Origin of the sequence: Desulfovibrio sp. X2 (genome assembly GCF_000422205.1) — a bacterium.
Taxonomy (GTDB): Bacteria; Desulfobacterota; Desulfovibrionia; order Desulfovibrionales; family Desulfovibrionaceae; genus Alkalidesulfovibrio.
Genome location: NZ_ATHV01000065.1, coordinates 42662 through 69603, shown reverse-complemented (window position 1 = coordinate 69603; position 26942 = coordinate 42662). Strand labels below are relative to the sequence as shown.

The window sequence follows — 26942 nt, the reverse complement described above, 5'->3', positions numbered from 1 at the left end:
CCGCTGTTCGACGAGGCCGCGTCTTCCAATGCCTCGATGGGCGAGACCAGAAGGATCGAGGAGATCGAGGCCGAGGGGCTGCTGCTCATCCCGGACCCGCACGTGGCCTCCACCCCGCCCGGGCAAAGGCTGCCCGGCTACACGGAGCAGATCCTCGACAAGCTCGCCTTCTGCATGCAGGAGGCGGCCGGGCGCCGCCTCGTGCCCACGGTCCTGGGCGACCTCTTCCACTGGCCGCGCGATAACTCCAACGCCCTGCTCGTGGCCCTGATCGGGCTGTTCACGCCGCACAGGCCGTTCTGCCTCATCGGCAACCACGACAAGTACCAGGCGCGGCTGACCGACGACTGCTCCGTGGCCGTGCTCGCCGCGGCCGGGGCGGTTCGCCTCATCGATCGTGCCGGACCCGCCTTCCGCATCCGCGGCTCATCGGGCGCGGCGCTCGTCTGCGGCTCGCCCGACGGCACCCCGCTGCCGCGCCTGCACGAGCGCTCGAAGCCCGCGGGCAAGGACGGCGAGGAGGTCGTCTGGCTCTCGCACCACGGCATCAGCTTCCCGGACTTCAAGGACCGGCAGATCGCCCTGCGCGAGATCCCGGGCGTGGACTGGGTGCTGAACGGCCACATCCACCGGCCCCAGCCCATGATCCGCGTGGGCGAGACGCGCTGGTGCAATCCGGGCAACGTGACGCGCCTGACGTTCACCCGGCGCAGCAAGGAGCGCGTCCCGGCCGCCGCCGTCTGGCGCCCGGGCGCGGAGGAGCTGGAGCTTCTGCCTGTGCCGTACCTGCCCTTCGGGCAGGTCTTCCCGGACCAGGAGCTGCCGCCCGAGCCCGCCCCGGGCGAGACGCTAAAGGAGCCCGGCTCCGGATTCCTCAAGGGCATCGAGCGGCTTGCCTGGCGCCGCACGAGCGAGGGCGCGGGCCTCAAGGATTTTCTCCAAGCGAACCTGAACCCGGAGCTGCCCGAGGCGCGGCTCGTCTGGGAACTCTACAAGGAGGTCGTGGACCATGACGCCTGAGAATGCGCGCGACCAGCAGATCGAGCGTGAGCTCGCCGCGCTGAAGAGCGAGTACGAGCGGCTGCGCGAGGACCGCGTGCGCACCGAGCAGAACCTGAAGAACCTCGAGGCGCAGCTCGCGGACCTGGAGGAGCGCGCCCGCGCCGAGTACGGCACCGCCGACCCGGCCGAGCTCGAGGCCCTGCTCGCCGAGCGCCGCGCCGAGAACGAGCGGCTGGTGGCCGAGTACAAGAGCCACGTGGACTCCGTGCGCGCCGCCCTGGCCGCGGTCGAGTCCGCGTCCGGCACCGGTGCGTCCGGCAGCGGAAACGCGGGCGGGACGGGCCGGTGATCCCAAGGGGCGTCCTCGCCTTTTTGGGCATCAGCTTCGGCCTGGCCTGGACCGTGTGGGAGGTCCTGGCCTCCCGGGGCTTCGGGCCGGGCGATCCGCGCGTGGCGCTCTACACCCTGTGCGCCTCCTTCGCCCCGGCCGTGGCCGCGGTGGTGGTGCGCACGGCCGTGACCCGCGAGGGCTTTGCCGACGCCGGGCTCAGGCCGCGCCTCAAGCGCTCCTGGCCGTACTACCTCGCGGCCTGGCTCCTGCCCCTGCCCGCCGCGGCCCTGGTGCTCTGGCTCGGCCAGGTCCTGGGGCTCGCGCAGCCGGACTGGACGCTCGCGCGCGGCGTGGCCGAGCTGGTCTCCCGCGCGCCCGACGCGGGGGCCTACCTCAAGGGCGCGGGCACCGCACGCGTGGTGGGCAGCGCCCTGTTCGCCTCCCTGGCCGGGAGCCTCGTCTTCTTCGGCGAGGAGTTCGGCTGGCGCGGCTGGCTGCAGCAGCGCATCGCCCCGGGCAGGCCGCTTCGCGCCGCCGTGGTCACCGGGCTCGTCTGGTCGCTCTGGCACCTGCCGCTGAACCTGCGCGGCTACAACTTTCCCGGCCATCCCGTCTCCGGCCAGATCGCCTTCACGGCGAGCCTCGTCTGCCTCTCGATCATCTTCGGCTGGCTGCGCGAGTGCTCCGGCTCCATCTGGTGCGCGAGCCTGGCGCACGCGGCCACGAACTCCATCGGCGGTTCCCTTGTCGCCCTGGCCCTGGCCGGAGGGGCGGACGCAGGCGGCGTGGCCGTGGCCTATTTCGGCTGGCTCGGCCTCGTGCCGCTGGGCGGACTGGCGCTGTGGATCGTCATGAGCGGGCGCCTCGCGCCGCTGGCGGAGGCCGCATGAACGGCGACGAGTACGGCGCTCCCGAATTGCCGGATATCCGGGAACTGCCCAGCCCGCGCGAGCTGACGCGCCGCCTGGACCGGCTGGACGCCGAGGCCGCGGCCCGGCACGCGGGGCGGCTCGCGGCCGGGGAGGCGCTTGCCCGCGTGCGCGCCTTCCTCGACCTCGCCCCGGCCACCGAGGCACTGCTCGAGAAGCTGGCCCAGGAGCTCTTCGGCGAGCTGCTTTCCGAGATAGAGCAGACCCTGACCCAGGCCATCAGGGGTATCCTCGGCCAGGAGCGGGTGGTGCGCGCCCGGCGAGAGTCGCGCGCGGGGCGGCTGCACGTGCAGTTCGAGATCGAGCAGGGCGGCTGCGTGGAGGACGTGCTCACGGGCCAGGGCGGCTCGGTGTGCAACATCCTCTCCGTGGGGCTCCGCCTCATCACCCTCGCCCAGCTCGACCCCGCGCGGCACAGGCCCTTCCTGGTCCTGGACGAGCAGGACTGCTGGCTCAAGCCCGAGCTCGTGCCGCAGCTCGTGGCCGTGATCCAGGCCGTGGCGGCAAAGCTCGGGCTGCAGGTGCTGATCATCAGCCACCACAGCCTGGACCGCTTCAGCTTCAAGGCCGATCGCATCTACGGGCTTTCGCCCTCGCGCGAGCACGGGGTGGAGCTGCGCCTGCTGAAAGGCGCGGGTGAGGAGAGCGGCGGGGAGGGCGGCGAGGCCGCGCCGGAATACGACCCCGCCTCCGTGCCCTCCCTGGAGTAGGCCGGGCGCGGGCCACGAAAAAAGGCCCGCGAGCGGGCCTTCTTCAGTTTTTTCCAAGGGCCGTTCAGGCCTCTTGCGATTCGCGCCGTCCCTATCCGCCCCTGTTCTTCCCTGTCCCCAGACGGCGCTTTTTCAGCCGCCTGCTACTTCATGCAGGAAGTGCGGGCATGTTTCACCAGTTCCAGGAACACGCCCTCGATGGACAGCTTGGTGGTGTCCACGATGACGGCGTCCTCGGCGGGGCGGAGCGGCGCCACGGCGCGGTTGCGGTCCTGGGCGTCGCGCACCTTGATCTGCACGAGCAGGGTGTCGAAGTCCACGTCCTCGCCCTGTTCCTTCAGCTGCAGCTGGCGGCGGCGCGCCCGCTCGTCCGGCGTGGCGTCCAGGAAGAACTTGCACGGCGCGTCCGGGAAGACCACGGTGCCCATGTCCCGGCCCTCGGCCACCAGGCGGCAGACGCGGCCGATGTCCTGCTGCGCCTTCTTCAGGAAGTCGCGCACCACGGGCAGGGTGGCCAGGTTGGAGGCCATGAGCCCCACGCGCTCGTTCCTGATCTCGTCGCCGAGCGGCTTGCCGTCCACGGCCATGACCGTGTCCGCGCCCTCGCCCGTGACGCTGAAGCCCATGCCGGAGAGCCGCTCGGCGATGCGCTCGGCGGGCCACTCCCAGGAGCCCTCGCCCAGGCGCAGGGCGATGGCGCGGAACATCGCCCCGCTGTCCAGGTAGGCGAGGTGCAGCTCGGCCGCCAGGCGGCGGGCCAGGGTGGTCTTGCCCACGCCTGCCGGGCCGTCCAGGGTGATGACCAGATGATCGGAGCAGCTCTCAGCCATGCAGCACCTCCCCGAGGGTCTTCAGGAATATGTCGTTCTCGCGGCGCGTGCCCACGCTGACGCGCATCCTGTCCGGCATGCCGTAGCTGGCCAGCGGCCGGACGATGACGCCGCGCGCGAGCAGCCCCTCGAAAGCCTGTCTCGCCTCGGGCGAGCCCTCGGGCAGGCGGAACATGAGGAAGTTGGCCTGCGAGGGCGAGACCTCGCAGCCGAGCGCGGCAAGGCCCTTGGCGAGGTTCGCGCGGCCCTCGCGCACCACGCGCAGCGTCTCCTGGTAGAAGACGCGGTCCGACAGTGCGGCGAGCCCGGCGTACACGGCCAGGATGTTCACGCTGAAGGGGATCTGGCAGGCGCGCATCATCTCGCCGAGCCAGCCCGGCACCACGCCCGCGCCGAGCCTGAGCCCGGCCAGGCCGTAGGCCTTGGAGAAGGTGCGCAGCATGACCACGTTCTCGAGCTCGGCCAGGTGCGGCAGCACGCTGCGCTGCTCCGGCTCGTCGGCGAAGTCCACGTAAGCCTCGTCCACCACCAGGATGGCCCGCTCGGGCAGGCGCGCGGCCAGGTCCAGGATCTCGGCCGAGGTCGCGGTGTAGCCCGTGGGGTTGTCCGGACTGGTGATGAAGACCAGCGCCGTGTTCTCGTCGCAGGTGTCGATGAGCTCGTCGAAGGGGAAGGAGAAGTCCTCGGCCAAGGGCACCTGCCGGAACTCCACCCCGCACATGCGCGAGCACAGCTCGTACATGCTGAAGCAGGGCTTGAAGGCCACCACGTTGTCCTGCCCCGGACGCGCCTTGACCCGCACCAGCAGGTCGATGATCTCGTCCGAGCCGTTGCCGGTGACGACCCGCTCCACGGGCACGCCGAAATGGTCGGCGAGGCGGGCGTTGAGCTCGGGGTTGCCGCAGCGCGGATAGCGGAAGGCCTCGGGCGCGTGGTCGCGCAGGGCCTTTTCCACGATGGGCGAGACGCCCAGCGGATTCTCGTTGCTGGCCAGCTTGATGATGTTCGCCAGGCCGTATTTCTGGCGGATTTCCTCGATGGAGAGACCCGGGACGTAGGCGTCGAATTCGCGTGCCTCGGGCCTGACTTCGTAGAGCGCGTTCATGTCGTCCTCACTCCTTGGCGCAAGCACTCCATTTCAGCCGCAAAAGGCCGACGGGTCAAGCGCTTTGGCGCGGGAGGGGCAGGGTTATTTGTACTTGAATTGGCGGTAGCCCGCCTTGTCGTGGGCTTCCCAGAAGGCGTGCTCGCAGTCGCGCAGGCACCTGTCGTGCTCGCGCTCCCGCTCGAGCCAGCGGCGGTACTGGTCGTCGTCGGTCATGTCCCGGCACGGGCCGGGATCGAGGTTGGCGCAGGAGGCGTAGCAGTCCTTGTCGAAATAGTCGGACCGGCCGCCCTGGCCCTGCGCCTGCGCCGCGCCCGGGGCAAGGGCCAGGGCAAGGGCCAGTGCCAGGGCCAGAGCCAGGGGAAAAAGCAGGGCGAGGGCCGGGAACGGACGGGTCGGGATGCGCACGGCCGGTGCCCGGATTTTCCTAGGCGCGCCCTTTGTTCGGGCTTTTCTTCGCGGTCTTGGCGGTCTTGGCGGTCTTGGCGCTATTGGCCGCGGGGGCCTTGGCCTTGGCGGCCGAGGCCTTCTTGGCATTGGCCTCACGCAGCTCCTCGATCATCTCCTCGACCTCTTCCGCGCCGTGCTCGTAGAAGGCCTCCTCCATGGGGTCGAGCTCGCGCAGGAGGCGCAGGAACTCGCCAACGTGCTCCCGCTCCTCGTCCGCGATGTCCACGAGGACGCGCCTGGCCAGGGCATGGTCGGTGGATTCGGCGAGCTGCGTGTAGAGCTGGATGGCTTCGTATTCCGCGGCGATCATGTAGCGCACCGCGCGCACGAGCTCGGAATGGCTGAGCTTCCTGTCGCCGGCCAGCACGGCGAAGGGGGAGGCGAATTCGGGCATGGCGTTCTCCTTGGGGCGGCCGCCGACGGCCGCCGGATGTGGTTCCCTCTATGGTGGGGAGCAGGAGAAAAGTCAATGTTGCCGAGATATTGTATCCTTAAGAGGTCGGGTTCTCCCGGGCCTTGGCCTCGTCCCACAGGGCGTTTTGCGCGTCCAGGTCCAGCTCGGCGAGGTCGCGGCCACGCTCGCGGGCCAGCTCCTCCATGACCTGGAAGCGGGCCAGGAAGCGGTTGTTGGCCTTGTCCAGGGCCGCGTTGGCCTTCACGCCCAGGCGGCGGCCCCATTCCACCACGGTGAAGAGGTAGTCGCCGAACTCGGCCTCGATGCGCTCGGCGTCGCCTCCGGCGCGCGCCTCCTCCAGCTCCTTCCACTCGGCGTCGAGCTGGCCGCGCGCGTCCTCGTCCGAGGCCCAGGTGAAGCCCGTGCGCGCCGCCTTGGAGTGCATGCGGTAGGCGCGCAAAAGCGGCGGCAGCCCCTTGGGCAGGGAGTCGAAGACCCCGGCCGGGCGGCCCTCGGCGTCCTTGTGCTCGCCGCGCTTGATGCGCTCCCAGTTGCGCAGGAGCTCCTCCTGGCAGGAGATCTTCGTGTCCGCGAAGACGTGGGGGTGGCGGCGGATCATCTTGGCCGCGCTCTCCTCCAGGGCGTCGGCCAGGCTGAAGCGGCCCGCCCGCTCGGAAAGCTCGCTGATGAAGAGCAGCAGGAAGAGCACGTCGCCGACCTCCTCGCGCGTCTCCTCCGCGCTGCCCGCGCGGATGGCCTCGACCAGCTCGAAGGACTCCTCGATGACGTAGTCGCACAGCGTCTCGGGGGTCTGCTTGCGGTCCCAGGGGCAGCCCTCGGGCGCGAGCAGGCTCTTGATGACCTGGATCAGTGAGGAAAGGGCCTCTTCGTTGCGCATGGCGTTCTCCGGAAAGGGTGGTTCCGGCCGGGGCGTACCCGGTCCGGGCGGGAAGTTTCGGGAAAAAAGGGGAGGACCGGCTGCCTCGCGGGCCTCACAGGGGCAGGTCGGGCATGCGGAAGTGCATGCCCTCGAGCTTCTTCTGCTGGTCGCGCAGGCTCCGCTGCATGTCCTCGGGCAGGAAGCGGACCATGTGCACTGCCACCTTGGCGATCTGCGGCGCGAGGCGCGAGCCGGTCAGCCAGGCGGAGTTCGGCAGGAAGGTGGCCATGACCAGGATGATCACCGCGCACAGAAGCCCGCCCTTGAGGAAGCCGAGCAGCCCGCCCAGGGCGTGGTCCGCTAGGGCCAGGACCTGGAGCTTCAGGAGGCTCGAGACGAGGCGAAGCCCTATCCAGACCACGAAGAGCGTGCCCACGAAGACGAGCAGGTAGGAGGCCGTGTGGGCCGCGGCGCCGTCGCCCATGTGGGGCGTGAGCAGGGGGACCAGGGCGTCGCCGTGCAGGTTGGCCGCGTAGAAGGCGAAGCCCAGCCCGACCAGGGCGGCCGCCTCGCGCACCAGTCCGTTCATGAACCCCCGCAGGCAGAACAGGCCGAGGATGATGAGGAAGATTATGTCCAGGGTATTCATGTGGATAGTGGTCCGGCGCAACGGTTTCGCTCTGCCTAACAGAACGGGCCGGAAATTTGAAGGCCCGGGGTTCCCGCCGTCACGGCCGTCCGCCGTCTCCGGGTGAACGGCCGGGGCGGGGGGTGAACGGCCGAAGTGCCCGGGGTCAACGGCGATCTTCCGTCCTGCGCGAGCGTGAAAAGGGGCAGGGGGAGGCCCGTTTGCCGTTCACCGAAAAAAAAATGCGCCTGCCTCCGGCCGCCCCTAGACAGGGGGCGTGCGGTCCTGCCCGGCTCCGTCCGTTCGGATGCCGGGGCGCGGGGAAGGCGGGAATGCCCGGCCGGGCCGCGGACGCAAACCCCGAAAGCCCGAGGAGGCGGTCATGAAGGGAAACGTGCAGGAATACTGGAGGAGGAATCTCCGGCTGATGGTCGTCTTGCTCGCAGTATGGGCGCTGGTCTCCTACGTCTGCGGCATTCTGCTGCTGAACGTGCTGAACACCATACACATCGGCGGCTTCCCCCTGGGCTTCTGGTTCGCCCAGCAGGGGTCCATCCTCTGCTTCGTGGCGCTCATCTTCATCTATGTGGCCCGGATGCGGAAACTCGACAAAGAGCATGACGTGGAGGAGTAGGGCATGAGCATCCTGACCTGGACCTACATCATAGTGGGCGTGACCTTCGCCCTGTACATGTTCATCGCCTGGGCATCGCGGGTGAAGGACACCAAGGGCTTCTACGTGGCGGGCGGCGGCGTGCCGCCCCTGGCCAACGGCATGGCCACCGGCGCGGACTGGATGAGCGCGGCCTCGTTCATCTCCATGGCCGGCATCATCTCCTTCAACGGCTACCAGGGCAGCGTGTACCTCATGGGCTGGACCGGCGGCTACGTGCTCCTGGCCCTCCTGCTCGCGCCCTACCTGCGCAAGTTCGGCAAGTTCACGGTGCCGGACTTCGTGGGCGACCGCTACTACTCGCGCACCGCGCGCATCGTGGCCCTGCTGTGCGCCATCTTCGTCTCGCTCACATACGTGGCCGGGCAGATGCGCGGCGTGGGCATCGTCTTTTCGCGCTTCCTGGAAGTGGACGTGAACACCGGCGTGATCATCGGCATGTGCATCGTCTTCTTCTACGCCGGGCTGGGCGGCATGAAGGGCATCACCTGGACCCAGGTGGCGCAGTACGTGGTCCTCATCCTGGCCTTCATCATCCCGGCCGTGGCCATCTCCATGAAGATCACGGGCAATCCCCTGCCGCAGCTCGGCTTCGGCGGCAAGATCGCCTCCGGCCCGCACGCCGGGCGCTTCCTTTTGGAGACGCTGGACGCCATCAACAAGGATCTCGGCTTCGCGCGCTACACGTCCGGCTTCGGCGCGGGGCAGAAATCCATGCTCGACGTGCTGGCCATCACCTGTGCGCTGATGGTGGGCACGGCCGGACTGCCGCACGTCATCGTGCGCTTCTACACCGTGCCCACGGTGCGCGCGGCGCGTCTCAGCGCGGGCTACGCCCTGCTCTTCATCGCGCTGCTGTACACCACGGCCCCGGCCGTGGCCGTGTTCGCGCGCTACAACATGATCGACACGCTGAACGGCAAGCCCTACGCCGATGCGCCGCAGTGGTTCAAGGACTGGGAGAAGACCGGCCTCGTGGCCTGGATGGACAAGAACCACGACGGGCTCATCGAGTACCGGGCGGGCGCGCCCTTCGCGGGCAAGCCGGAGTTCACGGGCGAGACCGGGCCGCTCGGCCAGAAGCTCCTGGCCAACGCGCCCACGGATTCGGGGAACGAGCTCTACGTGGACAACGACATCATGGTGCTGGCCAACCCCCAGATCGCCAACCTGCCCGCCTGGGTGGTGGCGCTGGTGGCGGCGGGCGGCCTGGCCGCGGCCCTGTCCACGGCCTCGGGCCTCCTGCTGGTCATCGCCAGCTCCATCTCGCACGACTTCTACTACCGCATCGTCAACCGCAAGGCCACGGAACGGCAGCGGCTCATGCTCGGCCGCGTGATGATAGCCCTGGCTGTGCTCGTGGCGGGCTACTTCGGCATCAACCCGCCGGGCTTCGTGGCCCAGGTGGTGGCCCTGGCCTTCGGCCTGGCGGCGTCGAGCTTCTTCCCCATCCTGGTGCTCGGCATCTTCTCCAAGCGGGTCAACAGGCAGGGCGCCATCGCGGGCATGGTCGCCGGAATCGGCTTCACCATGGTATACATCATCCAGACCAAGTTCCTGGGCATGAAGCCGTGGTTCATGGGCATAAGCCCGGAGGGCATCGGCGCCGTGGGCATGGTCGTCAACTTCGCCGTGACCTTCCTCGTCTCGGCCGTGACGCCGCCCCCGCCGCAGGAGATCCAGGAGCTCGTCGAGTCCGTGCGCATCCCGAGGGGCGCGGGCACGGCGGTGGACCACTAGCACGGGAGGGTGCCCGCTCCGCCGTCTTCCGGAAGGGGGACGGCGGGCGCGGGAACCCGGTCCGCAAGGAGCGTGCAGCGTGAGCGACGACAGCAACGTGGCGGCCGAATTCCTGGGCAGGACCCTGCCCTTTTCCGAGCTTCCCGCGGACGTGCTCGCCCGCACGGCCGCGCAGTGCGCGGTGGACTTCTTTCCCTCCGGCTCCGTGCTGCTCAGCCGGGGCCAGAAGGCGCCGGACGACGTCTACGTCATCCAGAGCGGGGCGGTGAAGATCTTCCTCGCCGACGACGCGGGCGTGGAGACCCTGGCGGACTTCAGGGGGGAGGGCGGCGTGGTGGGCGTGCTCTCGGCCGTGCGCGGCGGCCCGGCCCATCTCTCGGCCGCCGCGGTGGAGGACACCTTCGTCTTCCGCCTGCCCGCCCAGGTCTTCCGCGACCTCCTGGCCACGCAGCCCGCCATGGCCAGGTACTTCCTCAAGAACTTCTCCGAGTCCTACGTGGCCAAGGCCTTTGCGGAGCTCAGGCGCCGCCGCCTGCCGCCGCGCGCGGAGTCGAGCCTGCCGCTCTTCGCCGTGCGCGTGGGCGACGCCGTGCGCCGCGCGCCGGTCACCCTGCCCGCCTCGGCGGACATCCGCCGCGCGGCCGAGGTCATGGCCGAGGAGGGCGTGGGCTCCATCCTGGCCGTGGACGCGCAGGGCGGGGTGGCGGGCATCGTCACGGACAAGGACCTGCGCTACAAGGTCGTGGCCCAGGGGCTCAACTACAACTGGCCCGTGTCCGAGGTCATGTCCGCGCCCGTGCGCACCGTGCCCGCGGAGCAGGACTGCTTCGAGGCCCTGCTCTCCATGATGAAGCACCAGATCCACCATCTGGCCGTGGAGCAGGGCGGCCGCGTGACGGGCGTCATCACCTCGCACGACCTGATGGTCCTGCAGGGCCGCTCGCCCTTCGGGCTGTTCAGCGAGATAGAGCGCGAGCGCGGCTTCGACGGCCTCTACCAGCTCGCGGCCAAGGTGCCCCTGGTCATCCGGCCGCTCGTGGAGGAGGGGGCCAGGGCGGGCAGCGTGGGGCGCATGATCGCGCTCCTGAACGAGGCCCTGCTCGACCGCATCCTGAGCCTGCTGCAGGAGGAGCTGGGGCCGCCGCCCGCGCCTTTCTCCTGGCTCCTGCTCGGCAGCGAGGGCCGCCGCGAGCAGACCTTCCGCACGGACCAGGACAACGCCCTGGTCTACAAGCCGCCCGAGGGGGCAGCGGGAGGGGCGGAGGCGGCGGCCCTGGCGCGCGACTACTTCCTGAACTTCGGGCGCGCGGCCATAACGCACCTCAAGCGCTGCGGCTTCCCGCCGTGCCCCTTCGGGATCATGGCCTCGGAGCCGCGCTGCAACAGGAGCGCGACGGACTGGGACGCCTTCTTCAGGCGCATCATCGCGGCGCCCGAGCCCGAGCAGGTCATGGAGGCGACCATCTTCTTCGACATGCGCGCGGGCTTCGGCTTCCTCGAGCTGGGCGAGTCCGTGAAGGAGGCGGCCTGCCGCGCCGCGGCGGCCAACGAGGTCTTCCTGGGCTTCATGGCGCGCGACTGCCTGCGCGCCCGGCCGCCGCTCTCCTTCTTCCGCGGCTTCCTGGTGGAGAAGAACGGCGAGCACAAGAACACCCTGGACATCAAGGAGCGCGGCATCCTGCCCTTCGTGGACTTCGCGCGGCTCATGGCCCTGAAGCTCGGGGCCGTGGAGAGCAACACCCTCTCGCGCCTGGCGCTGGCGCGCGACGCGGGGCTCGTTTCCACCGGCCTGCACGCCGACCTCTCCCAGGCCTTCGAGTTCCTCTCCCAGGTGCGGCTGGTGCACCAGCTGCGGCTCATGGAGCAGGGCAGGCAGCCGGACAACCACGTGGACCCCGCCTCGCTCAGCGAGCTCGAGCGCCGCACGCTCAAGGAGGCCTTCGGCCTCGTGGGCGCCATGCAGTCGCTGGTGCGCGAGGAGTTCCATCTGCCCGGCTGATGCGGGCGGACAGAGGGCGGATGAGGAGGACGTCATGACGGCGATGGCACCTGACCACGGAAGCGGCGGAGCCGGGAGCGGCTGGGCGCGGCGCATGGCCGGGCTGTGCGGGGCGCTGGGCATTCCCCTGCCCGGGGCCGCGCGCGAGCACCCGCTCCTGCGCGCCAACCGCGACGCCTTTGCCCGGGTGGACCACGACATTCCCCTGTCCGAGTGCTCCTTCACCGTGCTGGACACGGAGCTGACCGGGCTCGATCCGCGCGGCGACGAGATCGTCTCCCTGGGCGCCGTGCGCCTCGCGGGCCTTTCCATCCGCACGCAGGAGACCTTCTATTGCGTGGTCCGTCCGCGCAGGGAGCTGCCCAAGGCCTCGACCCTCATCCATCGCCTGACCCCGTCCCAGGTGCGCGAGGCCGCCCCCCTGCCCGAGGTCCTGCCCGGGTTCGTGGAGTTCCTGGGCACCTCGCTCATCATCGGCCACAACGTGGGGCTGGACATGGGCTTCCTGAACAGGGCCTGCCTCTCGCTCATGGGCGGCAGGCTGCGCAATCCCTGCCTGGACACCATGCACATGGCCCGCATCCTGCGCGCGCAGAACTGGGAGAACCTCTACGACCGCTACGACCTGCGCGTCTCCTACTCCCTGGCCGACCTGGCCGCGGAACACGGCCTGCCGCGCTTTCCCGCCCACAACGCCCTGACCGACGCCCTGCAGACCGCCTACCTCTTCGTCTTCCTGGTGCGCAAGCTCTCGGGCGGCGGCATCACCACCCTGCGCCAGCTGTTCGAGGCCGGGCGCGCCTGGCGCTGGTATTTTTGACACGCTTTCCGATCTCGTGTAGTTGATTTGAACATCTGTTCATTTCTTGTGCCGTTCGTGTCTTCCTGGGGGGGAGGATGAAGAGTGATCTGCGATCCGCACAGGCTGCCGGATCACACACCACTGGACAGGATTCGGTTGCCGCGGGAATGCCTTCCGCCGTCGCGGATGCCGCTGAAACAGCGGAGCCAGATCCCCGGAAAGGGGACGTGGAAATCTCCGCAATTCTCGATGAAAATTTTGTATTCCAGGATGTTGACAGCATGTTCTGCTCGGCCATCGAACTTGGTTGCGAGCAGGTCGTGGGCCGGAGACTGTTCGATGTCCCAGGGCTCGAGGACTTCTCCGAGCTCTTTGCCGATCCCCTCGGCAGATGCCTTCGAGGCGAGGATATAGTCGTTGAATCACGGTTCAGTTCCTACGACGGCGAGCGTGTCCGCCGCGCGCCGACCTGCCTCCCCCATGCCCCTGCGGCCCGGGGCTCTTGCCCGCGTGCTGCGCGACCTGTGCGGCGCCGAGCGGCGCGGCCTCGCCCGGGGGCGCCGGAGATGACCTCCGTGCGTTGTGGACAAGCGCCGCGGGGATCGGTAATGGCCGACGGGAGGGATTTTCCGGCAGGCGGAGGGCCTGCCCGATCCCCCGCGTCCCCCGGACATTTCCGCAGACACTTCCAGGGACACTCTCATGGATGAAGGGATGGCAGAGCGCAGCGACACGCCGGACGAGTCCGCTTCCGCAGGCGGGCTCCGGGCCAAGGGGCTTCGGGAGATCATGGAGAAGGGACCGGCCGTGGCCTTTCTCTGGGAGGACCGGCCCGACCTGCCCGTGCGCCTGGTGAGCGGCAACGTCTCGCGCTTCGGCTACTGCCGCGCGGATTTCGGTCCCGACGGCCTGCGCTTCATGGACATCGTCGCGCCCCCGGACAAGACGAGGCTCGAACAGGCCCTGGGCCACGCGCGCGGCGGCCAGGAGCAGACGCTGCGCCTGTGCCTCCTGGCCGGCAACGGAGAGGTGCGCCACGCGCATCTGCAGATCTGGCCCCCTTTCGACGGCTCCACCGTCCAGGACCCGGAAAGCGGCGAGAGCGTCGGCCTGCTGCAGGGCGTGATCCTCGACGTGACCGCCGAGGCCCGGGCCGAGGCCGCCCTCGCGGAGGGCGAGGCGCGCTACCGAAGCCTCTTCGAGCACAGCCCCATCTCGCTGTGGGAGGAGGACCTCTCGGCGGTCAAGGAATTCTTCGACGAGCTGCGCGGCCGGGGCGTGCGCGATTTCGCGGCGCATTTCACGGCCCATCCGGAGGACCTGCGCCACTGCGCGCGGCTGTGCGTGGTCCTGGACACCAACCAGGCCTCGCTCGCCATCTTCGAGGCAGAAAGCCGCGAGGAGCTGCGCGGCAGGCTGCACCGCCTCCTGGACGAGCCCTCCATGGCGGGCTTCGCCGCGCGCATGACCGCCCTGGCCTCGGGCGCGACGGTGTTCTCGGGCGAGGCCAGGCACCGCAGCCGCAGGGGGCGAGTCTTCGAGACCCAGGTGCAGGTCTGTGTGCCCCAGGGCTACGAGCAGAGCCTCGCGCGGGTCATCGTCTCGATCATGGACATCTCCGAGCGCCGCGCCGCGGAACGTGCCAGCACGCGCAGCTCGGAGTTCGTGCGCCAGGTCCTGGAGACCATCTCCCTGCCGGTCTTCGTCAAGGACGCAGAATCCCGCTTCGTCCTCGTCAACGAGGCCTTCTGCACGCTCTTCGCCATGCCGCGGGAGCGCATCATCGGCAGCAGCGACTTCGACATCGTGCCCGCCGAGCTCGCCGACCGTTTCCGCAAGAAGGACATGCAGGTCCTGTCCACGCGGCTGCCGCTCGGCTACGACGCCGAGGTCGAGGACGGTGAGGGCCGCACGCGCCATCTCTTCATCAGGAAGGGGGCGGCCGACCTGCCCCTGTCCGGCGAGAGCGTGGTCGTGGGCATCATCCAGGACCTCACCGAGCGCATGCGCATGGAGCGGGAGCTGACCCAGGCGCGCGACGAAGCCCAGGCCGCGGACCGCGCCAAGACCGAGTTCCTGGCCAACATGAGCCATGAGCTGCGCACGCCCATGAACGCCATCATCGGCATGAGCGATCTGGTCCTGAACGGCGAGCTCGGCGCGGAGCAACGGGATTTCGTCTCCACGATCGGCGAGTCGGCGCGCACGCTCCTGCGCATCGTCAACGACATCCTCGACTATTCCAGGATCGAGGCCAGGGGGCTCGAGCTCGAATCCGTGGACTTCTCCCTGCGCGGCCTGGTGCAGGGCGTGATCAAGGGGCTCGTCGTGGAGGCCGAGCGCAAGGGGCTCGCCCTCGGCGCGACGGTCGCGGACGACGTGCCGGACTCCCTGCGCGGCGACCCGGGCAGGCTGCGCCAGGTGCTGGTGAACCTCGTGGGCAACGCCATCAAGTTCACGGAACGGGGCGAGGTGCGCGTGCGCGCGAAGCGCGCGGGCCTGGTCGCCCCGGGGGTGCTCCTGCGCTTCGAGGTCCGGGACACGGGCATCGGCATCCCCGGGGAGCGCAGCGAGGCCATCTTCGAGAGATTCACCCAGGCCGACGGCTCCATCACCCGGCGCTACGGCGGCACCGGCCTCGGCCTGGCCATCTGCCGCAGGCTGGTGGGCCTGATGGGAGGCGAGATCTCCGTGGCCAGCGACCCAGGGCAGGGCAGCACCTTCACCTTCACCGCCCGCTTCGCCCCGGGCGGACCGCTCGTCGAGCGCCCGGCATACCCGGGCGACGTGGAGCGGATCGAGCCGCTGAACGTGCTCGTGGTCGAGGACAATCCGGTCAACCAGAAGCTGGCCGGGGCCTTCCTCGGGCGCAGCGGGCACCGGTACATGATCGTGGGCGACGGCGCCGCGGCCCTGGACCTGCTCGGCCGCCACTGCTTCGACGTGGTGCTCATGGACGCGCGCATGCCGGTCATGGACGGCCTCACTGCCACGCGGGTGATACGCGGCGGGGGGCGCGAGCACGTCAATCCTGGCGTGGCGATCATCGGCATGACCGGCCGCGTCTCCCAGATGGACCGCGAGGAGATGCTGGCCGCGGGCATGGACGACGTGGTGCCCAAGCCCGTCGATTTCCTGCTCCTGCAGACTGCCATGATGCGCGTCATGCACCGCCGCATGCGCTGCGCCGCGCAGCTGCCCGGGACCGATGCGTCCAAGGAAGCCGCGCCCGGGAATGCGTTCCCGAGCGGCGCGGCTTCGGAAGGACGGGCCTTTTCCATGAACGCCGCGGGCGCGGCGGAGCGTCCGCCCTCCGGCTACGAGCGGGCAGAGGCCCTGGAACGTCTCGGCGGAGACGAGGGCTTCCTGCTCGAGCTGATCGAGGTCTTCAAGGAGGACGCGCCGCAAAAGCTCGCGGAGCTCGAGCAGGCGGCCGAAGCCATGGACAGGCCGATGCTGCGCGAGGCTGCGCATTCGCTGAAGGGCGGGGCGGCGGCCGTGGGCGCCGCGAACGTGCGCGACGCGGCCAAGCTGGTCGAGGACACCTCGGCTGAGGCCGCGCCCGAGGAGCTGCGCGCGGGCATCGCCCGCCTGCGCGCCGAGTTCGAGCGGATCGTGGACCTCCTGGACTGACCCCCGGCCTTTCCGGCTTCCCCTGAAACCATCTGCGGCCACCTGCCGTCATCTGCGGCAGGAATCCCGAACGCCCGAGAACGACGACCCGCGGACGCGCCTGCGCATCGGCGCGTGTGCGCCTCTCGCGCCCTCGCTCGTCTGCGTCGTGGTCAGGGAGAAGGTGAAGGGAACCCGGCGGGGCGCCGGGCCGACCCGGCCGCGCTTCATGGGGCGGCCGGGCGCGTGGCCGGACGGCTAGAGAATCTGGCTCAGGAAGAGCTTGGTGCGGTCGTTCTCGGGATTCTTGAAGAAGTGCTCGGGCGTGCCGACTTCCAGGATCTGCCCCTGGTCCATGAACAGCACCCTGTCCGCCACCTCGCGGGCGAAGCCCATCTCGTGCGTGACCACGACCATGGTCATGCCCTCGCGCGCGAGGCTCTTCATGACGTCCAGCACCTCGCCGACCATCTCCGGGTCCAGGGCCGAGGTCGGCTCGTCGAAGAGCATGACCTTGGGGTCCATGGCCAGGGCGCGGGCGATGGCCACGCGCTGCTGCTGGCCGCCGGAGAGGTTGTCGGGGTAGGCCGAGGCCTTGTTGGCCAGGCCCACGCGGGTGAGGAGCGCCATGGCCTTCTCCTCTGCCTGGCGGCGGTTCCGCTGCCGGACCACGGTCTGGCCGATGGTCACGTTCTCGAGCACGGTCTTGTGCGGGAAGAGGTTGAAGGACTGGAAGACCATGCCCATCTCGGCCCGCGCCTTGTTGATGTTGGTCTTCTTGTCCAGGATGTCCACGCCGTCCACGAAGATGTGGCCGCCGTCGGCGTGCTCGAGCCGGTTCAGGCAGCGCAGGAAGGTGGACTTGCCGGAGCCCGAGGGCCCGATGATGACCACCACCTCGCCGCGGGCGATCTCGGCCGAGACGTTGTTCAGCGCCACCAGGCGCTGGGGCACGTAGAAGATTTTGCTGACGTTTTGTGCCTTGATCATGCTTGTATGAACTTCCGTTCCAGATAGTTGGTGGCGAGCGAGAGCCCGAACGTCAGCATGAGGTAGAGCAGGGCGCAGACGAAGAAGATCTCGAAGGGCTGCAGGCTCACGGTGACGACCTCGCGCGAGGCCTTGGTCAGCTCGCGGATGGAGATGATGCCGAGCAGCGAGGAGTCCTTGACCAGGCTGATGAACTGTCCGGCCAGGGGGGGCAGGATACGCCTGAAGGCCTGGGGCAGGATGATGTGCCGCATGGCCTGGTAGGAGTTCATGCCGAGGCTTCTCGCGGCCTCGCGCTGTCCCCGGTGGATGGACTGGATGCCCGCGCGCACGATCTCCGCCACGTAGGCGCCGCTGAACACGGCCATGGAGGCGATGCCGAACCACAGCGTGGGGATCTCGGGGATGCCCGCCTTGCCCAGCAGGTTGTTGATCAGCGTACCGAGCACGAAATACCAGATGTAGATCTGCACGAGCAGCGGCGAGCCGCGTATGAGCTCGATGTAGGTGATGGACCACCAGCGCAGGAACGGGTTCTCCGAGAGGCGCGCGAGGCCCGTGAACATGCCGAGCAGGATGCCGATGACGATGGAGATGGCGCTGATGTAGAGCGTCATCCACGTGGCCATGATCATGATGCCCGGCACGGTCTTCTGCACGCGCGAGAGCACGTCGCCCACGAACACGACATCACCCTTGGAGACGCGCAGGCCCTTGGTCGGGACGGTGTACTTCTCCTGCTCGTTGCTGCTGTCGCTCTTGACCACGACGACGCTCTTGGCGCCCTCGGAGATGATGGACGCGACCTCGCCCTGGATGTCCGTCTTGACGTCGATGTCCTGGTGGGCGATGAAATACTGGGGAAGCCTGTACCAGCGCCAGACGTAGTCGATCTTCTGGGTGGAATAGTAGAGCGCCCCGCAGACGAGGAGCAGGCTGACGACGAAGGCCGTCTTCCAGAAAACGAGGTAGGCGCGGCTGTGCCGAGATGGCTGACTCATGCGTTTCGTCCGAAGCTTCGCGTGTGCGGCAAAAAAGGAGGGGCCGCTTGCGGCCCCTCCGGTTCAGGCGGGTTCGCCTACTGCACTTCCTTGGCCCAATCGGTGTTCTTGAGCCACTTGTCGTAGATGGCGTCGTAGCGGCCGTCGTTCTTGATCTGGCGCAGGAAGTTGTCGAGCCAGTTCATGAAGTCGGGGTCGCCCTTGTTGATGGCCCAGGCGAGGGGCTCGTAGGTGAAGGGCTTGTCGAGGAAGACGACCTTGCCCTTGCCCTGCTGGGAGTACTGGAAGGCGCAGTTGGGCATGTCGTAGACGTAGGCGTCGGCCTTGCCGTTCACGACCTCGAGGAAGGCCTCGGTCTCGGTCTCGAAGGACTTGTAGGTGGCCTTGGGGATCATGCGTTTGACGGCCTGCTCGCCCGTGGTGCCGAGCTTGGAGGTGACCACGTACTTGGGATCGTTCAGGTCCTTGTAGGACTTGACCTTGCCCTCGAGCTTCTTGGAGAGGAGGATCGTCTGGCCGACCACGATGTAGGGATCGGCGAAGTTGATCTTCAGGTTGCGTTCCTGGGTGATGGTCATGCCGGACATGATGATGTCGAACTTGTCCGTGGTCAGGGCGGGGATGATGCCGTCCCAGGCGGTGTTGACCGGCACGAACTTGACGCCCATGGCCTTGGCCATTTCCTTGGCGATGTCGATGTCGAAGCCGACGAAGTTGCCGTTCTTGTCGGTCATCTCGAAGGGCACGTAGCCCGCCTCGAAGCCGACGCGCAACTCGCCGCGCTGGAGGATCTTCTCGAGCCTGGAGCTCTTGGCCAGGTTGATGTCCTGAGCCATGGCCTGGGCCGCGACGAAGAGGCAGATGAGTACCAGACCGAGGACCTTGACCGCTTTGCGCATGGTGCTCTCCTTTGCGTTGGGTTGTGTTATCTGCCGCGACAACGAGCTAGTAGGACTTGCCCTCGGTGAGCAGTTCCTTGACCAGCATCTGCTTGCCGCATCTCGGACATTTGGGGATTTCTTCCTTGGGAATGAGCACGATCTCGGTGTGCTTGCACACCGGGCAGATCACCTCGACCATCGCTTGGCGTTCTTTCCTTTCATCGCCCATGGGGCCTCCGGCCTGGATGTTGAGAACGAGTAGCAATAGCCCCAAGAACGGGCTCCTGACAAGGGGGTTTTTCCACGAATGATGTTTGCCGAGACATATGCCGGAGGCTGGGAGGCAGCGTCCAGAGCCACATTATCCGTTCTGAACAAAATTGTTTAAAATGAATCAATGGCGCGCATATTGCGATTTTTCGACGTTTCGGTGCACGCGAAGGCTCCAGGCGTGCACCACGGCGGCCGGATCTGAATCCCGCCGACACGGCGGCCGGTCTCCTCGGAAAGCGTCTGCCCCAAACGGTCCTTCGTGTCGCTTCGGAGGAATCCGGCAAGGCGTCCGGGGGAAACCCCGGCCTGTCCCTGGAAGTCCGCCGAATATCGTTCTGAGGCAGGCCGTGCAGGCCGAGGGCTGGAAAGGGCGAACCAAATGGGGTAGGGCTGGTCGACTTTGATCAAGGAGGACGGCATGGGCTTTTTGTCCGCAAGCCTCAGCTTTACCCGCTACCTGCCCGTGGGCGACGTGCCCGAGAGCCTTTGGCGCGAGATCCCCGAGCGGTTGCGCAAGAACGCATTCCAGGACATCGACCACACGGCCGACGAACGCTCCTTCGGCTGGTCCTGCTTCGACGACTGGCTGGACACCGAGTGGAAGGCCGCGCCGCCCGAAAAGGGCAACTACCTCGTCTGGCTCCTGCGCCTGGAGACCCGGCGCGTGCCCCCGGCCGTGTTCAAGAAGCACGTGGAGATCGCCATCCGCGAATACAAGGCCTCCATCAAGGACGACGAGAAGCGCTTCGTCTCCAAGGCCCGCAAGAAGGAGATCAAGGAGCAGGTGGCCCTGCGCCTGCGCGCCCGCATGCTGCCCATCCCCGCGGTCTTCGACGTGGTCTGGGACATGCAGAGCCGCACGGTCTACCTGGGCTCCACCAACACCAAGGTGCGCCAGCTCTTCGAGGACTGCTTCCAGCAGAGCTTCGAGCTGCAGCTCGAGCCCCAGACCCCCTTCTACCTGGCCGGCCGCATGCTCGGGGAAGAGGCCGTAAGCCGCCTCGAGAACCTCGAGCCCAGCGACTTCGCGGGCTAGGGACGCGCTTTTCGCGTTCCGAACCCCTCTCCCGAGGAGAAAAAGATGACCGAATACACGTTGACCGACCGCGAGAGCGCCCTGCTGGGCCAGGATTTCCTGACCTGGCTCTGGTACGCCGGCGAGGCCCGCGGCGGCCTGTTCAAGACGGCCGAGGGCGCGCACTTCACCTGCTACATGGAACAGCGCGTGGCCGTGCAGGGCGGCGAGGGCGACTCCAAGGAGACCGCCGTGGTCTCGGGCGCGCACGCCCGGCTCTCCGAGGCCAAGGCCGGGCTTCGCCGCGGCAAGAAGGTCAACAAGGCCATGCTGCGCTTCGACCAGGACGGCGAGAGCTGGACGCTGCAGCTGAAGTCCGAGGACTTCGCGCTCAATTCCGTGAAGCCGCCCAAGACCGAGAAGGCGGGCGAGGACGAGGACGCGGACGGCGCGTTCCTCGAGAAGATGTACCTCTACGAGAAGTGCGTGGAGTTCTTCGACGCCATCTACAAGGAGTTCCTGGCGCTGCGCCTGTCCGCCACCAAGTGGCCCGAGGAGCTCGAGGCCTTCCGCGTCTGGCTCTCCAAAGAGGACGAGTAGTGGACGCGGCCAGCCGGCGCGCACGCCTTCGGGGCGGACTGGCCGGCGTGCTGCTCGTGGTCGGCGTGTTCCTGTGGATCACGGTGGCCTGGTGGCTCGGCCTCTTCCACATCCTCATGGGACTGCGCCGGGGGCTCGGCCCCCGGCTCGGGCCCGTGGCGCAGCGCCGCCTGCGCTATGTCGAATGGATCGTGGCCGCGGTGATCCTCGTCGCGGTCATCGTGCGCTGGAGCTGACGCTCCCCGCCGCTCCCCATCCCTTTCAGATCGGATTCGTCAGGCTGAACTTTCGGGCCGAATTTTCGAGTCGAATTTTCGCGCCCGCTTGCGGTTTCCCTGCGCGGGGTGTTCCCGTCCGCGCGCGTTTTCCGGCCTAGTCCCCGCATTCGTCCAACAGCTTGAGCACGACCAGGGTCACGTCGTCCTCCTGGGGCAGGCCGTCCCGGAAGCGCCCGAGGTCCGTGAGCACCGCGCCGATGATCTCGGCCGCCGTGCGCCCGGCGTTTTGCGCCAGGAGCTCGCGCACCCGCTCCTTGCCGTACATCTCGCCCCCGGGGGAGCGCGTCTCCCAGACGCCGTCCGTGGCGAGCAGCATGACCTGGCCGGGCGCGAGGGAGCGCTCCGAGGCGGTGTAGACCGCCTCGTCGTCGAGCCCGAGCGCCGTGCCCTCGCCCACGAGTTCCTCCACGCGGCCGGTGGCCGGATCGTAGAGCATGGCCGGGTCGTGGCCCGCCCGCACCCAGGTCGCCTGGCACGACGCGGTGTCGAGCTCCAGGTAGAAGAGGGTCAGGAACTGGCCCGTGGCCTGGGTATCGCCGGAGACCAGGCTGTTGACCGTGGATACGGCCTTGGCGGCGCGGCCGGGGGCGAAGAGATAGGAGCGCATCGCCGCGCGGGCCGAGGCCATGAGCAGGGCGGCGGGCACGCCGTGGCCGGAGACGTCGCCCACCACGATGCCGATGCGGGTGAGCGACTGGGCGAAGCGCACGTAGTCGTAGAAGTCCCCGCCCGTCTCGTCGCAGAAGAGCGCCGCTCCGGCCAGGTCCAGGCCGGGCAGCTTGGGCGGGGTCTGGGGCAGGAGGTGCTGCTGGATCTCCTGGGCCAGGGTCACGGCCTGCTTGAGCTTGAGGCGCTCCTCGAGCTTCGGGATCATGGCGTCGAAGGTCCGGCCGAGGTCGGCCATCTCGTCCTTGCCGTCCAGCCCCGCCCGGGCGGTGAAGTCGCCCGCGGCCACGCGCGTGGCCACCTCGCTCAGGGCCTGCACCCGCCGCGTGAGCGACCGGGTCAGGACGAAGGCCAGGATGAGGACCGCGGCCAGCACGCCGGAGAGGGACAGCCCGGTCAGTCTGATCTGCCGCTGCACGCGGCTCTCCACGTAGTTCTTGGCGTCGTCGGCCTGCGTGGTGACGTCGCCCTTGGGCACGATGAGCAGAAGCGCCGTGCCGTGCGAAGGGGTGAGCGGCGCGTAGGCCCAGAAGCTCTCGTCGCCCTCGTAGGACATGGCCGTGACGCCGGAGCGCCCCTTTTCCACGTCCATGACCAGGGAGAGGTAGCCGTCCGGGTCCTCGTTCTCGACGTAGAGTTCCTTGGGCACCGAGGACCAGTGCCAGGCGCGGTGGCCCCCCATGCCCCTGCCCAGGGCGCCGCCCATGAGGCTCCTGCTCCCCTCCGGGCGCATGTCCATGCGGTCGCCCATGCGCGCCGAGCGCGCGAGGCGCTTCAGGTCGTCCAGGTCCAGGTCGCCGTCGGACGCGCTCTGCTCCCGGGCGATGATGCGCAGGCGGCCCGTGCCCTTTTCCGCGCGCACGATCATGGACACCGTGTGGCCGGAAAGGGCACGCACGTTCTTGTTCTGGCGCAGTATGGCGTGCAGGGGGAGGCTCAGGCTGACCACGCCCGCGGGCTTGCCGGTGCGCAGGTCGTTGTAGCAGCGCGAGATGGTCATGAGGAGGGTTCCGGTGACCGGGTCGGGCGTGGGCTCGGACCAGACCGGGGTGCCCGCCTCGCAGGTGTGCGGGGCGATGGGCATGAGCGAGCGGAAGCGCACGAAGCGCGGCAGCGAGCGGATGGCGGGGTAGACCATGGTCGGCCCGTCGTTGGGCTGGATGGTCTGCCAGAAGACGGCCCCGTTCATGGCGGCGCTCAGGTTGCGCATGTACGGCAGGATCTGCTGCAGCGGGATGTCCGCCACCTTGCCGTCTGCGGCCTCGCGGCCGCTCGGGAACAGGGTCAGGGCGTCGAAGTCCGGGTTCAGGGAGATGCAGTCGCCGGAGTCGTCGCGCGCGCAGTAGGTCTCGTCCAGGCCCCGCGGAAGCACGGCGGGCTTCTCGGAGTCGAGCGACGCGTTCATCGGATTCTCCGGCGAGGCCATGAGGCTCTCGACCTCGGCCGAGCGGGTGCGCAGCATGGCCTCCATGAGCTGGCGCTCGCTGTGCAGCACGCGGGCGTGGTCCTCGACCATGCGCGTCAGGTCGCCCTCCGCGTTGTCCAGGAGGGTGGAAGAGATGTTGAACGCGAGGTCCATGCCCAGGGAGCGCATGGCCTCCTGGCCCGCGAGGCGCAGGAGGAGCAGCGGCACCACCGAGATGGCCAGCAGTGTCAGAAGAACCTTGGTTCGGATGCGCATGCTTCCGTATAGCCCACAATGCCGGACCGGGGCAATGCGTTGTGCGGCAGGGCATTGAAACCCGAAGTCACGCTTTGCGGAAGTCCGGCCGGGACTATTCGTTGCGCAGGATGGGCGCGGCCTTCTGGCCGAGCACGCGGCGCACGCCCAAAAGCCCCACGGCCAGGGTCAGGACCACGGAGCCGAGCACGGTGAGCAGCACCGTTGCGGGCAGGAAGGTCCACTCCTGCTTCATGACCCGCGTGACCACGGCGTAGCCGAGCGCCGTGCCCAGCCCCCCGGCGACCACGCCTGCGGCGAGGCCGAGGAAGAGGTTCTCCATGGCCAGGGAGGCCAGGATGTCGCCCCTGGTCGCGCCCACCACCTTGAGCACCACGGCCTCGTAGATGCGGCGGTCCGCCGCGGCGCGCAGCGTGGCCGAGAGCACGAGCAGCCCGGCCGCCAGGGCCACGGCCGCCACCGCGTTGCCCGCCGTGGCGATGTCCTGCATGAGTCCGCCCACGCGCGTGAGCACTTCCTTGATGCGGATGGCCGAGACGTTGGGGAAGGCCGCCGACACGGCCTTCAGCACCCCGGCCTCGGCGTCCTCGTCGGCGTAGACCGTGGCGATGTGCGTCTGCGGCGCGTGCTCGAGCACGCCGGGCGGGAAGATGATGGCGAAGTTCATGGCCAGGCTGGCCCACTCCACGCGCCTCAGGTTCGCTATCCTGGCCGTTATCTCGCGCCCCATGAGGTTCATGGACAGCGTGTCGCCCACGTGCACCCCGAAGGCGCGGGCGATGTCCTCGGTCAGGGAGATGACCGGCGGCCCCTTGTAGTTCGCGGGCCACCACTTCCCCGCGACCACCGGGTTGTTCTCGGGCGGCGTCGCCATGTAGGTCACGCCGCGGTCGGAGTTCACGGTCCAGCGGTAGTCCTTGGGGATGGCCTCCGGGTTCACGGGCTTGCCCGCGATGCGCGTGATGCGCGCCCTGAGCATGGGCTGGCGCGTCAGGCCGTGGACGCCGGGCAGCGAGCGCACGAGCGTATCGAAGGCCTTGGCCTGGGAAGGCTGGATGTCGATGAAGAAGTAGGAGGGCGCGTGGGCCGGAATGGTCGCGGCGATGCGTTGCGCGAAGTTGCCGCCCGCGAGGTTCACGGCCACGAGCACGGTCAGCCCGAGCCCCAGGGCGAAGACCACGGCGTCCGTGGCGTTGCCCGGGCGGTGCAGGGCCGAGGCGGCCAGGCGCAGGCGCGGCGCGTTCTCCGGCCGCACGAGGCGCGAGACGCGGCGGATGGCCATGGCCGCCAGCTTGAAGACCGCGAAGGCCGCCGCTGCCGCCAGGGTGAAGAAGAAGGCCATGCGCCTGTCCGGGGTGACGGCCACGGCGTAGGCCGCAAGCCCCACGGCCCCGAGCAGGGTGACCGCGCGGCCCCGGCGGGAGAGGGCGCCGCCGTCGAGATAGCCGCGGAAGAGCCCGGCGGCCGGAACCGTGCCCGCCGCGAGCAGGGGGCGCAGGCTGAAGGCCAGGGCCGTGAGCAGGCCGAAGCCCGCGGCCGTGAGCAGGGGGCGCGGATAGAGCCCCGCGGCCAGCGGCACGGGCAGGAGCCGGGCGAGCTGGCCGCGCAGCAGCCAGGGCAACCCCGCGCCCAGGGCCAGACCGAGCAGCACGCCGACCGCGGCCAGGACCATGATCTGCAGCAGGTAGGCGCGGAAGAGGAGCCCGGGCGTGGCGCCCAGGCACTTCATGACCGCGATGGAGGGGCGCTTGTCCTCGAGGAACGAGGCCACGGCGTTGCCCATGCCCAGGCCGCCGACGAGGATGGCCGCGAGCCCCACGAAGGTCAGGTAGAGGTGCAGGGCGTCGATGAACTGCTTGAGCCTCGGCCCGGCCGAGGTGTAGTCGCGCACCCGGAAGGGCGCGTCCGCGAAGCGGTCCTCGATCTTCTGCACGAAGGCGTGGGCGTCCTGCGGCGGGGTCAGGCGCACGCGGTACTCGCGGCGCACCAGGGAGCCCGGCAGGACGAGGCCGGTGGCCGGAAGGGCGTCGAGCGAGACGAGCAGGCGGGGGCCGAGGGTGAAGACCGAGACCGCGCGGTCGGGCTCGCGCGTGAGCACGGCGCGGATCTGGAGCTTGGCCTCGCCCACCTGGACGAAGTCGCCCACCGCGAGGCCGAGGCGCGCGAGCAGCGCGTCCTCGCAGACCGCGCCCCAGGTCCCGTCGCGCTTCTCGAGCGCCGCGGCGAGCGGCATGGCGGGGGCGAGCTCGGCGTGGCCGTAGAGCGGCCAGTTTGCGTCCACGGCTTTGAGCTCGGCCAGCACGGGCGCGGCCTCGCCGCCGGACGGAGCGGACGCGCCGGGCGCCGCGGCGCGGGTCATGACGCGCATGGTGGCCACCTCGGAGACCTTTCCGGCCGCCTCGAGCATGGCGCGCACCGCCTGGGGCGGGACCTGGAACGACTGGCTGACCTCCACGTCGCCGCCGAGGATGGCGCGCGCGTCGCGCGAGATGCCCGCCTCCACCCCGGCCGCGAGGCTGCCCACGAGCGCGATGCAGGCCACGCCGAGCACGAGGCAGGCCACGAACACGCCGAAGCGCGAGAGCCCCTGGCGCAGCTCGCGCCGGGCGATGCGCAGGGACATGGGCCCCGAGGGAGAGGGGAGGGAAGAGGAATTCATCGCCACCGCCGCGCCCTCAGACCGCGTTCTCTTTCGCGACTTCGCTGAGGCGGCCGTCGGCCATGACCAGGTGGCGGGCGCAGCGCCCGGCCAGGTCCGCGTCGTGGGTCACCAGCAGGAGCGTGGCGCCGCGCGTGGCGCAGAGGTCGAAGAGCAGGTGCATGACCTTCTCGCCCGTGGCGTGGTCCAGGTTGCCGGTGGGCTCGTCGGCCAGGATGAGCGGCGGGGCCGAGGCAAAGGCGCGGGCCACGGCCACGCGCTGCTGCTCGCCGCCCGAGAGCTGGCCCGGGAAGTGCGACAGGCGGTGGGAGAGGCCCACGGCGGACAGGCTGTCGCGCGCCCGCTCGAAGGCGCCGCGCACCCCGGCCAGTTCCAGGGGCAGGGCCACGTTCTCGAGCGCGGTCATGGCCGGGATGAGGTGGAAGCCCTGGAAGACGATGCCCACGTGGCTGCCGCGGAAGCGGGCCAGCCTGTCCTCGTCCATGGCCAGCACGTCCTGCCCGGCCACGCGCACGCTGCCGCCCGTGGCCCGCTCGAGGCCGGAGAGGACCATGAGCAGCGAGGTCTTGCCCGCGCCCGAGGCGCCCATGATGCCGACCGTCTCGCCGGGCCGGGCCGTGAGGTCCACGCCGCGCAGGATGTTGACGCTCCCTGCGCTGCCCTGTAGGGTCAGCGAGACTGAGGAAAGCTCGACTATCGGCTCCGCTGCGGAATCGGCCGCAAAATCCGCCGCGGGATTTCGGGCGTCTGTTCCGGGTATCGTTTCAGCCATGGGCATCCCTCTGGTGGTCGCGTGAAACTGCTGCTCCAAGC

Annotated in this window: 25 protein-coding genes; 12 read left to right on the top strand and 13 right to left on the bottom strand. The window is 69.1% G+C overall.

Annotated elements, in window-relative coordinates:
• The first annotated feature begins 36 nt into the window (after positions 1 to 36).
• The 4 genes from DSX2_RS16040 to DSX2_RS16025 are packed head-to-tail and all read left to right on the top strand — an operon-like array spanning position 37 to position 2972.
• Positions 37 to 1020, top strand: coding sequence for a metallophosphoesterase (locus DSX2_RS16040; protein WP_035043198.1), 984 nt, complete (start codon positions 37 to 39; stop codon positions 1018 to 1020).
• Entirely contained in the window at positions 1010 to 1351 is a 342-nt protein-coding gene (locus tag DSX2_RS16035) for a hypothetical protein (protein WP_020882049.1), read from the top strand. Before DSX2_RS16040 ends, DSX2_RS16035 begins: the two co-directional genes overlap by 11 nt.
• Positions 1348 to 2223 carry a CPBP family intramembrane glutamic endopeptidase gene (locus DSX2_RS16030; RefSeq protein WP_020882048.1) on the top strand — a complete coding sequence of 292 codons (876 nt, stop codon included), beginning with the start codon at positions 1348 to 1350 and terminating at the stop codon, positions 2221 to 2223. The genes DSX2_RS16035 and DSX2_RS16030 overlap by 4 nt, the downstream gene beginning before the upstream one ends.
• The gene (locus DSX2_RS16025) at positions 2220 to 2972 is read left to right on the top strand and encodes a hypothetical protein (RefSeq protein ID WP_020882047.1); all 753 of its coding nucleotides are present in this window, start codon (positions 2220 to 2222) and stop codon (positions 2970 to 2972) included. Before DSX2_RS16030 ends, DSX2_RS16025 begins: the two co-directional genes overlap by 4 nt.
• A 143-nt stretch (positions 2973 to 3115) precedes the next feature.
• Here DSX2_RS16025 and cmk read toward each other — a convergent pair whose 3' ends face one another.
• The 6 genes from cmk to DSX2_RS15995 all read right to left on the bottom strand — a co-directional run bounded on the left by cmk (position 3116) and on the right by DSX2_RS15995 (position 7280).
• Positions 3116 to 3802, bottom strand: coding sequence for a (d)CMP kinase (cmk, locus tag DSX2_RS16020; RefSeq protein WP_020882046.1), 687 nt, complete (start codon positions 3800 to 3802; stop codon positions 3116 to 3118).
• Complete coding sequence (gene hisC / locus DSX2_RS16015; RefSeq protein WP_020882045.1) at positions 3795 to 4907, bottom strand: histidinol-phosphate transaminase; 1113 nt, start codon at positions 4905 to 4907, stop codon at positions 3795 to 3797. Before hisC ends, cmk begins: the two co-directional genes overlap by 8 nt.
• Positions 4908 to 4991: 84 nt before the next feature.
• Positions 4992 to 5315: a hypothetical protein gene (locus tag DSX2_RS16010; RefSeq protein ID WP_020882044.1), complete on the bottom strand. Its 324-nt coding sequence runs from the start codon at positions 5313 to 5315 to the stop codon at positions 4992 to 4994.
• A 19-nt stretch (positions 5316 to 5334) separates the two neighbouring features.
• The gene (locus DSX2_RS16005; protein WP_020882043.1) at positions 5335 to 5751 is read right to left on the bottom strand and encodes a ferritin family protein; all 417 of its coding nucleotides are present in this window, start codon (positions 5749 to 5751) and stop codon (positions 5335 to 5337) included.
• Between the two features lie 97 nt (positions 5752 to 5848).
• Complete coding sequence (gene mazG / locus DSX2_RS16000; RefSeq protein ID WP_020882042.1) at positions 5849 to 6649, bottom strand: nucleoside triphosphate pyrophosphohydrolase; 801 nt, start codon at positions 6647 to 6649, stop codon at positions 5849 to 5851.
• Between the two features lie 94 nt (positions 6650 to 6743).
• Positions 6744 to 7280, bottom strand: coding sequence for a CvpA family protein (locus DSX2_RS15995; protein WP_020882041.1), 537 nt, complete (start codon positions 7278 to 7280; stop codon positions 6744 to 6746).
• A 361-nt stretch (positions 7281 to 7641) separates the two neighbouring features.
• Between DSX2_RS15995 and DSX2_RS15990 the strand changes: the two genes are divergently transcribed.
• The 5 genes from DSX2_RS15990 (at position 7642) to DSX2_RS17775 (ending at position 16106) form a co-directional block, all read left to right on the top strand.
• Positions 7642 to 7893 (top strand): DUF4212 domain-containing protein, encoded by a 252-nt coding sequence (locus DSX2_RS15990; RefSeq protein WP_020882040.1) that lies wholly within the window; start codon positions 7642 to 7644, stop codon positions 7891 to 7893.
• A gap of 3 nt (positions 7894 to 7896) precedes the next feature.
• A complete protein-coding gene (locus DSX2_RS15985; RefSeq protein WP_020882039.1) occupies positions 7897 to 9672 on the top strand; it encodes a sodium:solute symporter family protein in 1776 nt (591 codons plus the stop codon).
• Positions 9673 to 9751: 79 nt separating this feature from the next.
• Complete coding sequence (locus DSX2_RS15980) at positions 9752 to 11671, top strand: putative nucleotidyltransferase substrate binding domain-containing protein (RefSeq protein ID WP_020882038.1); 1920 nt, start codon at positions 9752 to 9754, stop codon at positions 11669 to 11671.
• A 34-nt stretch (positions 11672 to 11705) separates the two neighbouring features.
• A complete protein-coding gene (locus tag DSX2_RS15975) occupies positions 11706 to 12491 on the top strand; it encodes a PolC-type DNA polymerase III (RefSeq protein ID WP_020882037.1) in 786 nt (261 codons plus the stop codon).
• A gap of 696 nt (positions 12492 to 13187) precedes the next feature.
• Entirely contained in the window at positions 13188 to 16106 is a 2919-nt protein-coding gene (locus tag DSX2_RS17775; protein ID WP_052014819.1) for an ATP-binding protein, read from the top strand.
• A 237-nt stretch (positions 16107 to 16343) separates the two neighbouring features.
• Here the strand turns inward: DSX2_RS17775 and DSX2_RS15965 are convergent, their stop codons facing one another.
• From DSX2_RS15965 to DSX2_RS18645, 4 genes are all read right to left on the bottom strand, one after another.
• Entirely contained in the window at positions 16344 to 17075 is a 732-nt protein-coding gene (locus DSX2_RS15965; RefSeq protein WP_020882034.1) for an amino acid ABC transporter ATP-binding protein, read from the bottom strand.
• Positions 17072 to 18076: an amino acid ABC transporter permease gene (locus DSX2_RS15960; protein WP_020882033.1), complete on the bottom strand. Its 1005-nt coding sequence runs from the start codon at positions 18074 to 18076 to the stop codon at positions 17072 to 17074. The genes DSX2_RS15965 and DSX2_RS15960 overlap by 4 nt, the downstream gene beginning before the upstream one ends.
• 77 nt (positions 18077 to 18153) lie before the next feature.
• Positions 18154 to 18975, bottom strand: a complete 822-nt coding sequence (locus tag DSX2_RS15955) for a transporter substrate-binding domain-containing protein (RefSeq protein WP_020882032.1) — start codon at positions 18973 to 18975, stop codon at positions 18154 to 18156.
• A 46-nt stretch (positions 18976 to 19021) separates the two neighbouring features.
• On the bottom strand, positions 19022 to 19186 hold the full coding sequence (locus DSX2_RS18645) for a hypothetical protein (RefSeq protein ID WP_172640032.1): 165 nt from the start codon (positions 19184 to 19186) through the stop codon (positions 19022 to 19024).
• Between the two features lie 462 nt (positions 19187 to 19648).
• Between DSX2_RS18645 and rdgC the strand changes: the two genes are divergently transcribed.
• The 3 genes from rdgC to DSX2_RS15940 are packed head-to-tail and all read left to right on the top strand — an operon-like array spanning position 19649 to position 21081.
• On the top strand, positions 19649 to 20266 hold the full coding sequence (rdgC, locus tag DSX2_RS15950; RefSeq protein WP_020882030.1) for a recombination-associated protein RdgC: 618 nt from the start codon (positions 19649 to 19651) through the stop codon (positions 20264 to 20266).
• 45 nt (positions 20267 to 20311) lie between these two features.
• Positions 20312 to 20845, top strand: a complete 534-nt coding sequence (locus tag DSX2_RS15945) for a hypothetical protein (RefSeq protein WP_020882029.1) — start codon at positions 20312 to 20314, stop codon at positions 20843 to 20845.
• Positions 20845 to 21081, top strand: coding sequence for a hypothetical protein (locus DSX2_RS15940; protein WP_020882028.1), 237 nt, complete (start codon positions 20845 to 20847; stop codon positions 21079 to 21081). The genes DSX2_RS15945 and DSX2_RS15940 overlap by 1 nt, the downstream gene beginning before the upstream one ends.
• A 136-nt stretch (positions 21082 to 21217) precedes the next feature.
• On the opposite strand, the gene DSX2_RS15935 is transcribed toward DSX2_RS15940, so the two are convergent.
• The 3 genes from DSX2_RS15935 to DSX2_RS15925 all read right to left on the bottom strand — a co-directional run bounded on the left by DSX2_RS15935 (position 21218) and on the right by DSX2_RS15925 (position 26901).
• A complete protein-coding gene (locus tag DSX2_RS15935) occupies positions 21218 to 23470 on the bottom strand; it encodes a SpoIIE family protein phosphatase (RefSeq protein WP_020882027.1) in 2253 nt (750 codons plus the stop codon).
• Positions 23471 to 23564: 94 nt separating this feature from the next.
• Entirely contained in the window at positions 23565 to 26093 is a 2529-nt protein-coding gene (locus DSX2_RS15930; protein WP_236615133.1) for an ABC transporter permease, read from the bottom strand.
• Between the two features lie 52 nt (positions 26094 to 26145).
• Entirely contained in the window at positions 26146 to 26901 is a 756-nt protein-coding gene (locus tag DSX2_RS15925) for an ABC transporter ATP-binding protein (RefSeq protein ID WP_020882025.1), read from the bottom strand.
• Positions 26902 to 26942: the final 41 nt, after the last annotated feature.

Bases quoted from the DNA above. Each gene is read 5' to 3' on its own strand.
- DSX2_RS16040 (WP_035043198.1), top strand. From the start codon at position 37: ATGGGCGAGACCAGAAGGATCGAGGAGATCGAGGCCGAGGGGCTGCTG.
- DSX2_RS16035 (WP_020882049.1), top strand. From the start codon at position 1,010: ATGACGCCTGAGAATGCGCGCGACCAGCAGATCGAGCGTGAGCTCGCC.
- DSX2_RS16025 (WP_020882047.1), top strand. From the start codon at position 2,220: ATGAACGGCGACGAGTACGGCGCTCCCGAATTGCCGGATATCCGGGAA.
- cmk (WP_020882046.1), bottom strand. From the start codon at position 3,802: ATGGCTGAGAGCTGCTCCGATCATCTGGTCATCACCCTGGACGGCCCG.
- hisC (WP_020882045.1), bottom strand. From the start codon at position 4,907: ATGAACGCGCTCTACGAAGTCAGGCCCGAGGCACGCGAATTCGACGCC.
- DSX2_RS16005 (WP_020882043.1), bottom strand. From the start codon at position 5,751: ATGCCCGAATTCGCCTCCCCCTTCGCCGTGCTGGCCGGCGACAGGAAG.
- mazG (WP_020882042.1), bottom strand. From the start codon at position 6,649: ATGCGCAACGAAGAGGCCCTTTCCTCACTGATCCAGGTCATCAAGAGC.
- DSX2_RS15995 (WP_020882041.1), bottom strand. From the start codon at position 7,280: ATGAATACCCTGGACATAATCTTCCTCATCATCCTCGGCCTGTTCTGC.
- DSX2_RS15990 (WP_020882040.1), top strand. From the start codon at position 7,642: ATGAAGGGAAACGTGCAGGAATACTGGAGGAGGAATCTCCGGCTGATG.
- DSX2_RS15985 (WP_020882039.1), top strand. From the start codon at position 7,897: ATGAGCATCCTGACCTGGACCTACATCATAGTGGGCGTGACCTTCGCC.
- DSX2_RS15975 (WP_020882037.1), top strand. From the start codon at position 11,706: ATGACGGCGATGGCACCTGACCACGGAAGCGGCGGAGCCGGGAGCGGC.
- DSX2_RS17775 (WP_052014819.1), top strand. From the start codon at position 13,188: ATGGCAGAGCGCAGCGACACGCCGGACGAGTCCGCTTCCGCAGGCGGG.
- DSX2_RS15965 (WP_020882034.1), bottom strand. From the start codon at position 17,075: ATGATCAAGGCACAAAACGTCAGCAAAATCTTCTACGTGCCCCAGCGC.
- DSX2_RS15960 (WP_020882033.1), bottom strand. From the start codon at position 18,076: ATGAGTCAGCCATCTCGGCACAGCCGCGCCTACCTCGTTTTCTGGAAG.
- DSX2_RS15955 (WP_020882032.1), bottom strand. From the start codon at position 18,975: ATGCGCAAAGCGGTCAAGGTCCTCGGTCTGGTACTCATCTGCCTCTTC.
- DSX2_RS18645 (WP_172640032.1), bottom strand. From the start codon at position 19,186: ATGGGCGATGAAAGGAAAGAACGCCAAGCGATGGTCGAGGTGATCTGC.
- rdgC (WP_020882030.1), top strand. From the start codon at position 19,649: ATGGGCTTTTTGTCCGCAAGCCTCAGCTTTACCCGCTACCTGCCCGTG.
- DSX2_RS15945 (WP_020882029.1), top strand. From the start codon at position 20,312: ATGACCGAATACACGTTGACCGACCGCGAGAGCGCCCTGCTGGGCCAG.
- DSX2_RS15935 (WP_020882027.1), bottom strand. From the start codon at position 23,470: ATGCGCATCCGAACCAAGGTTCTTCTGACACTGCTGGCCATCTCGGTG.
- DSX2_RS15930 (WP_236615133.1), bottom strand. From the start codon at position 26,093: ATGTCCCTGCGCATCGCCCGGCGCGAGCTGCGCCAGGGGCTCTCGCGC.
- DSX2_RS15925 (WP_020882025.1), bottom strand. From the start codon at position 26,901: ATGGCTGAAACGATACCCGGAACAGACGCCCGAAATCCCGCGGCGGAT.